The sequence below is a fragment of the Leisingera sp. JC1 genome, assembly GCF_001679925.1.
Classification (GTDB): Bacteria; Pseudomonadota; Alphaproteobacteria; order Rhodobacterales; family Rhodobacteraceae; genus Leisingera.
This window is the reverse complement of the sequence record NZ_LYUZ01000100.1, coordinates 33,966-40,850: the sequence shown is the minus strand read 5'-3', so window position 1 is coordinate 40,850 and position 6,885 is coordinate 33,966. Positions and strand designations below refer to the sequence as shown.

The following is a 6,885-nucleotide window of genomic DNA, read 5'->3' as shown; positions in this document are numbered from 1 at the left end:
CAGCAGCATGGCGGCAATCAGCAGCACGCCGACCACCTTGATCGCCACCGCCACAACCAGCGCCAGCGCGATGGTCAGCACCATCTGCTCGCGCCGGGGATCAATGCCGGCGGCATGGGCCAGGTCCGGGTTCAGGGTCGCGGTCAGCAGTGCAGACCACCGCCACCACAACAGTGCCAGCACCAGCACCGCGCCGCCCCAGATCACAGCCAGATCGGCCCGGCCCACCGCCAGGATATCACCGAAAAGATAGGCCATCAGGTCGATCCGCACCCCCTGCAGGAAGGAGACGGCAACCAGGCCGAAGGCAAGCGAGGAATGCGCCAGGACCCCCAGGAGCGTGTCCATGGCATAGCCGCGCCCTGCCAGCGCCGACACTGTGGTGGCCATTGCCATCGCGGTGGCCAGAACGCCTGCAAAGACCGAGACATCAAAGCTGAGCGCCAGCGCTACGCCGAGGATCGAGGCATGCGCAGTGGCGTCGCCGAAATAGGCCATCCGCCGCCAGACCACAAAACAGCCCAAGGGCGCGGCGGCCAGCGCCACGCCGATGCCCGCCAGCGCGGCACGGATCAGGAAATCGTCCAGCAGGGTCATTCGGCGGCCTCGTGTTGGTGCCCATGGCCATGCTCGTGATCATGGGCGCAGCCGTGGTCGTGGCTGTGGTTGTGTTCATGCCGGTAGAGCGCCAGCGCGCCCTGGGTGCCGGTGCCGAACAGGGCACGGTATTCCGGGGCGGAGGCGACATGCTCCGGGGCGCCTTCGCAGCAGACATGGCCATTGAGGCAGATCACCCGGTCGGAGGCGGCCATCACCACATGCAGTTCGTGGCTGACCATCAGCACCGCGCAGCCCAGCTCCTGGCGGACCTTTTCTATGCGCTGGTAAAAGGCGGCGGAGCCGGGCTGGTCCAGCCCTTGGGTGGCCTCGTCCAGGATCAGCAGCTGCGGATTGCACAGCAGCGCGCGGGCCAGCAGCACCCGCTGGAACTGTCCGCCCGACAGGCCCGACATTTGCCGGGCCGCCAGATCGCCGGCACCTGCCTGCTGCAATGCCTCAGCGGCGCGGGCGTCGGACACCCGGTCCGGCAGGCTGAGGAAGCGGCGCACAGTCAGCGGCAGGGTGGGGTCGATGTGCAGTTTCTGCGGCACATAGCCGATGCGCAGCCCTTGTGCCCGGGTTACGGTGCCGCGGGATGGCTTCAGCGCGCCGATCACGCTGCGCAGCAGGGTGGACTTGCCAGAGCCGTTGGGGCCGACCACGGTGACAATCTCACCGGGTGCAATCGACAGTCTGACGCCGGACAGAACCGTGTTGCCGCCATGCGCGACGGTGAGGCCGTCCAGGGAAATCAGGCTGGTCATGCGGCGGGCTTCGCTTGGCATTTCGGGCACAGGCCCTCGGCCTCGATCACCGCGCGCTCAATCACGAAACCAGCGTCGCGGGCGGCCTCGCCAAGCTGGCCCTGGGTTGGCTCGCGCTGCGCCTCGGCCACCGCGTCGCAGGCGCGGCAGATCAGGAAAACCGGGGCGTGGCTCTCGCCCGGATGGGTGCAGGCGATAAATGCATTCAGGCGCTCGATCTTATGGGCAAAGCCGTTTTTCACCAGGAAATCCAACGCCCTGTAGGCGACGGGCGGCTGCGAGCCAAGGCCCTCTTCGCGCAGCCGGTCGAGGATTTCATAGGCTCCCAGCGCGCGGTGTTCTTGCAGCAGAATCTCCAGCACCCGGCGGCGGACCGGGGTGAACTGCAGGCCTTCGGCCCGGCACTGGGCATCCACGGCGGCGATGCCGTCCTGGATGCAGCTGCTGTGGTCGTGCGGGGCAAAGCCGATGGAGTCCATGTCCGGGGTCCTTTGGGCGGCGGCGGATTTGCCTCTTGATATGTTATGTTATGACGTTTATCAAGCCGCGTGATGTTATAAGATTACATGGGGCGCGTCATGCGGAAAACGGGGATGTGGACAGCGAGCGCGGCGGCCTTGCTGGCCGGGGCAGGGGCTGCGGCGGCAGAGGTGCCGCGGGTGGCGGCAGATATCGCGCCGGTGCACGGACTGGTGGCACGGGTGATGCAGGGTCTGGGCGAGCCGGCGCTGGTGGTGCCGCCGGGAGCGTCGCCGCATGGTTACTCGATGCGCCCGTCGGAGGCGCGGGCGCTGGACCAGGCGGATATTGTGTTTTGGCTGGGCGAGCCGCTGACCCCCTGGCTGGAAGGCCCGCTGGAGGAACTGGCCGGCGATGCGCACAGGATTGAGCTGCTGGAGGCCAAGGGCACCACGGTGCTGCCGTTCCGCGAGGGGGCCCGGTTCGAGGCGCATGCGCATGAAGAAGAGCATGACGATCACGATTCTCACGACGGCCACGCGGAGCATGGCGAGCATGATGAACATGCCGAAGGTCATGATGATCACGCGGGTCACGAAGACCATGCTGAGCATGGCGATGGACATGACGATCATGATCATGAGGAGCATGCCGAAGGAGAAGGCGACGTGGGCCATGAGGATCACGCCGAAGCCCACGGCCATCACCACGAGGGTGCCGATCCGCATGCCTGGCTGCTGCCGGCCAATGCCCAGGCCTGGCTGGACGTGATCGCAGAAGAACTGGCAGAGAACGACCCGGATAACGCGGCCGCCTACCGGGCGAATGCCGAAGCCGGTAAGCAGGAGATCGCAGAAGCCGTTGCAACAGTCTCAGCCCAGCTGGCGCCGTTCCAGGACAAGCCGTTCATCGTGTTCCATGACGCCTATCAATATTTCGAGCAGGGCTTTGGCCTGAGTGCTGCGGGGGCGATCTCGCTGAGCGACGCGGTGAAGCCCAGCCCGGCGCGGGTTGCTGAAATCCGGGATGTGGTGGCGGATCTGAAAGTGGCTTGCGTGTTCTCGGAGCCGCAGTTCAACCCGGGACTGGTTGCCACAGTGCTGGACGGCACCGCGGCTGGCACCGCTGTGCTGGATCCGCTGGGGGCGGGGCTGGAGCCGGGTCCGCAGTTCTATCCGGCGCTGCTTCAGGACATCGGCGCGGCGATTGCTGGCTGCGAGTAAAAGGGGGCGGGCATTGGACCCGCCTTTTCTTTCATCTATTGCTGAAAAGATGAGTGAGCGTGGCGCCGGTTTCGTAATAGGCGCTGCGCAGGCCCGCGAGGGGCAGGCTGTGACCCGGGGCGGGCGGAACTGGCAGGCAGGCGCTGTCACCTGTCAGCAGCGCCTCGGCCATTGCCGCGCCGAACAGGGTGCCGGGGCCGATGCCGCGGCCGGAGTAGCCGAAACAGGCATAGCCGCCCTGCAAGTCCAGGATTTTGGGCAGGTGCTCCGTGGTCATGGCGATGCGGCCGTGCCAGTGGCTGCGGAGCTGCACATCTTTCAGTTCCGGGTACAGCGCTGCCAGCTTGCGGGGCAGCCAGTTGCGGTGCAGGGCGCTGCCGAAATGGTTGAGCGCGCCCATGCCGCCGATGACCAGCCGCCCGGCCTGGTCCAGCCGCCATGACGACATCACCAGCGCGGTGTCCCAGCAGCCTTCCCTGCCCGGCAGGATTTTTTTCAGCAGGGATGCGGGCAGCGGATCGGTGCCGGCCTGGAAGTAATGCACCGGGATCACCTGCGGCGCTGCGTAGCCGGAGATCTCGCGGGCATAGGCGTTGGTGGCCATGATCAGGTGTTTGGCGCGGATGCTGCCCCTGGGCGTCGCCACATGCCAGGTGCCGCTGTCGCGGCTGATGGCCGTTGCGGGGGAATGGCCGTGCAGCTGCGCGCCTGCGTTTGCCGCAGCGCGGGCGAGGCCGCGGACGTAGGCCAGCGGCTGGATGGTGCCCGCGCGTGGGTCGAACAGCGCGCCGTGCACGGCGTCTGACCCCGTTCGCTGCACCGCCTCTGCACGGGAGAGCAGCTCCACCGGCGCACCGATGGCGGTGAGCTGGGCGTGGCGGCGCTGCAGGTCTTTCATTCCGTCGGGCGCATGGGCACAGTGCAGGGTGCCGCCGCGTTCCGGCTCGCATTGGATGGCGTGTTTTTCGATCAGCGAGAACACCATCCCGGGGGCGCCCGCCAGCAGGGAGGAGAGGCGGCTGCCGGTCTCCGGCCCCAGCGCGGAGTTGATGTCTTCGGGTGGCAGCCAGAGGCCCGCGTTGGCCAGCCCCACGTTGCGGCCGGAGCCGCCGCAGCCGATCTCGTCCGCTTCGATGAGGTGGACCGAGGCGCCCAGTTCCGCGGCTTTCAGGGCTGCAGAGCAGCCGGTGTAGCCGCCGCCGATCACCACAAGATCGGCCTCTGCCTCCCCGGTGAGTTCCGGGAAGGCAAGGTTTTCCTGGCAGGTTTGGTGCCAGAGGCAGGACGCCAGATCAGATGTCAAACTTGATCCCCTGAGCAAGCGGCAGCTCGCGCGAATAGTTCACGGTGTTGGTCTGCCGGCGCATGTATCCTTTCCAGGCGTCGGAGCCGCTTTCGCGGCCGCCGCCCGTCTCTTTCTCGCCCCCGAATGCGCCGCCGATTTCAGCGCCGGAAGGGCCGATGTTCACGTTGGCAATACCGCAGTCGGAGCCCGCTGCCGAGAGAAAATATTCGGTTTCGCGCACGTCGGTAGAGAAGATGCAGGAGCTGAGGCCCTGGGGCACTTCGTTCTGCATTTCAATGGCTTGGTCCAGATCGGAGTACTTTACCACATAGAGGATCGGGGCAAAGGTTTCGGTGTGCATGATCTCCGTCTGGGCCGGCATCTCGACGATGGCCGGGTGCACATAGGCCGCATCGCCGTGGCTGTCCGCCAGCGCGCGGGTGCCGCCGTGCACTTTGCCGCCTTCACTCTGAGCACGGTCCAGCGCGCTGGTCATCGCGTCCAGCGCGGCGCCGTTGATCAGCGGGCCGACCAGGGTTCCGTCGGCCAGCGGGTCGCCGATGGGCAGGCCCACATAGGCCTTGATCAGGCGCGGGATCAGCGCGTCATAGATGTCCTCGTGCACGATCAGGCGGCGCAGCGAGGTGCAGCGCTGGCCGGCGGTGCCGACGGCGGAGAACACGATGGCGCGCAGGGCCATTTCCAGATCGGCGGAGGGTGCCACGATCATCGCGTTGTTGCCGCCCAGTTCCAGAATGGTGCGGCCGAGGCGCTTGGACATATCACCCGCAACCGCCTTGCCCATCGGCACCGAGCCGGTGGCGGAGATGATGGCGACGTCTCTGGAGGCGGTAAGCGCCTCGCCCAGGTCCCGCTCGCCGATCAGCACCTGGATGAGGCCCTCGGGCGCGTCATCGCCAAAACCCGCCATGGCGCGGTCGCAGATTTTCTGCACGGCAAGGGCGGTCAGCGGGGTTTTCTCCGACGGTTTCCAGATCACCGGATCGCCGCAGACCAGCGCCAGCGCCGCGTTCCAGCACCAGGGGGCGACGGGGAAGTTGAAGGCGGTGATGATGCCGCAGGTGCCCATCGGGTGCCATGTCTCGCGCATCGCGTGGCCGGGGCGCTCAGACGCGATGGTGAGGCCGTAGAGCTGGCGCGACAGGCCGACCGCAAAGTCGCAGATGTCGATCATCTCCTGCACTTCGCCGAGGCCCTCCTGGTAGATCTTGCCGCATTCCAGTGTGACAAGGCGGCCCAGGTTTTCCTTTTCCTTGCGCAGTTCGTCCCCCAGCAGGCGCACCAGCTCGCCGCGGCGCGGGGTTGGCACCAGGCGCCAGGATTTGAAGGCGGATTTGGCGGCGGCGATTTGCGCTTCGGCCTCCGCCGCGGTGTGGGTTTTCAGGCGGGCGATTTCGCTGCCGTCTACCGGCGTGGTGACAGAGAGGCTGCCGCCTGTGATTTCGGCTTCGGTCAGGCCGGCAGCGGCGAGGATGTCGGAATGGGGCATATCAGCGTCCTTTCGGTGCGAGGGCAGGGCATGAGCAAAACTTTAGCCTGATTTGCGCCGGTGTCCCGCCGGGCGTCGGTTGGATATAGAAATTGCACCCTTCGGCGCGGATTGCTATTGAAACAAAATCCTGAAGATATGAGCAAAGATCATATGATTGCCCCGCGCCGCTTTCTGCCCTCGATCCCGTCGCTGCTGGCGCTGGAGGCCGTGGACCGGCTTGGCAGCGCCTCAGCCGCGGCAGAGGATCTGTCGCTGACGCAAAGCGCCGTCAGCCGCCAGCTGAAACAGTTGGAGGAGCAGATGGGGGTGGACCTGATTGCCCGCGACCAGATGCGGATGCAGCTGACACCGGCGGGCGCTGGCTTTGCCAAGGAGGCGCGCGCGATCCTGACCCGGCTGGCGCAGGCCTCGGTCAAGCTGCGCGCCAACCCGGATGGCGGCAGTTTCACCCTGTCGATCCTTCCGTCCTTCGGCCTGCATTGGCTGGCGCCGCGGCTGAAAGGGTTTGCCGCCAGCCATCCCGGTATCACGGTGAACCTGCACACCCACAATCTGCCGTTCAGCTTTGACGGTGGCACGGCGCAGGCGGCGATTCACTACGGCACGCGGGACTGGCCGGGGGTGGAGTATCTGCCGCTGATGCCGAAACACGTGTTGCCGGTCTGCGCGCCGGGGCTGATGGACGGGCCGGTGGCCAGCCCGGTGGAGCTGCTGGACTATCCGCTGTTGCATCTGGAGACGCATCCCGACTGCTGGGAGCAGTGGTTTCACCTGCACGATGTCCCGGCAGCCAAGCTGCGCGGGATGCTGTTTGACCAGTCTTCAGCCATGACGCAAGGCGCGGTGCATGGGCTGGGGGTGGCGCTGCTGCCGGACTTCCTGGCGGAGAACGAGATTGCGCAAGGGCGGCTGGCGCTGGCGATGGAGGGGGATGCGGTGAGTCTGGGTGAGTATTTCCTGGTCTGGCCTGCGGATCAGGCGGAGGACTATCCGCTGATCAAGTTCCGCGAATGGCTGCTGGCGCAGCTGGAGGAGAGCTGA

7 protein-coding genes are annotated in these 6,885 nt (G+C 66.4%); 2 read left to right on the top strand and 5 right to left on the bottom strand.

All coding sequences use genetic code 11. The features are described from left to right. From A9D60_RS15500 to A9D60_RS15490, 3 genes are all read right to left on the bottom strand, one after another. Positions 1-597: metal ABC transporter permease (locus A9D60_RS15500; RefSeq protein ID WP_065268428.1), on the bottom strand; the 597-nt coding region annotated here is incomplete at its 3' end. Next, the gene (locus tag A9D60_RS15495; RefSeq protein ID WP_065268434.1) at positions 594-1,364 is read right to left on the bottom strand and encodes an ATP-binding cassette domain-containing protein; all 771 of its coding nucleotides are present in this window, start codon (positions 1,362-1,364) and stop codon (positions 594-596) included. The genes A9D60_RS15500 and A9D60_RS15495, both read right to left, overlap by 4 nt. Further along, positions 1,361-1,843 carry a Fur family transcriptional regulator gene (locus A9D60_RS15490; RefSeq protein WP_065268427.1) on the bottom strand — a complete coding sequence of 161 codons (483 nt, stop codon included), beginning with the start codon at positions 1,841-1,843 and terminating at the stop codon, positions 1,361-1,363. The genes A9D60_RS15495 and A9D60_RS15490 overlap by 4 nt, the downstream gene beginning before the upstream one ends. Positions 1,844-1,957: 114 nt before the next feature. Between A9D60_RS15490 and A9D60_RS15485 the strand changes: the two genes are divergently transcribed. Next, complete coding sequence (locus tag A9D60_RS15485; protein WP_254656709.1) at positions 1,958-3,046, top strand: zinc ABC transporter substrate-binding protein; 1,089 nt, start codon at positions 1,958-1,960, stop codon at positions 3,044-3,046. A gap of 31 nt (positions 3,047-3,077) precedes the next feature. On the opposite strand, the gene A9D60_RS15480 is transcribed toward A9D60_RS15485, so the two are convergent. Together A9D60_RS15480 and amaB are read right to left on the bottom strand one after the other, a co-directional pair. Next, positions 3,078-4,349 carry an NAD(P)/FAD-dependent oxidoreductase gene (locus tag A9D60_RS15480; protein WP_065268425.1) on the bottom strand — a complete coding sequence of 424 codons (1,272 nt, stop codon included), beginning with the start codon at positions 4,347-4,349 and terminating at the stop codon, positions 3,078-3,080. Further along, a complete protein-coding gene (amaB, locus tag A9D60_RS15475) occupies positions 4,339-5,841 on the bottom strand; it encodes an L-piperidine-6-carboxylate dehydrogenase (RefSeq protein WP_065268424.1) in 1,503 nt (500 codons plus the stop codon). The genes A9D60_RS15480 and amaB overlap by 11 nt, the downstream gene beginning before the upstream one ends. 138 nt (positions 5,842-5,979) lie before the next feature. Between amaB and A9D60_RS15470 the strand changes: the two genes are divergently transcribed. Then, entirely contained in the window at positions 5,980-6,885 is a 906-nt protein-coding gene (locus tag A9D60_RS15470) for a LysR substrate-binding domain-containing protein (RefSeq protein ID WP_083194225.1), read from the top strand.

Bases quoted from the DNA above. Each gene is read 5' to 3' on its own strand.
- A9D60_RS15495 (WP_065268434.1), bottom strand. From the start codon at position 1,364: ATGACCAGCCTGATTTCCCTGGACGGCCTCACCGTCGCGCATGGCGGC.
- A9D60_RS15490 (WP_065268427.1), bottom strand. From the start codon at position 1,843: ATGGACTCCATCGGCTTTGCCCCGCACGACCACAGCAGCTGCATCCAG.
- A9D60_RS15485 (WP_254656709.1), top strand. From the start codon at position 1,958: ATGTGGACAGCGAGCGCGGCGGCCTTGCTGGCCGGGGCAGGGGCTGCG.
- amaB (WP_065268424.1), bottom strand. From the start codon at position 5,841: ATGCCCCATTCCGACATCCTCGCCGCTGCCGGCCTGACCGAAGCCGAA.
- A9D60_RS15470 (WP_083194225.1), top strand. From the start codon at position 5,980: ATGAGCAAAGATCATATGATTGCCCCGCGCCGCTTTCTGCCCTCGATC.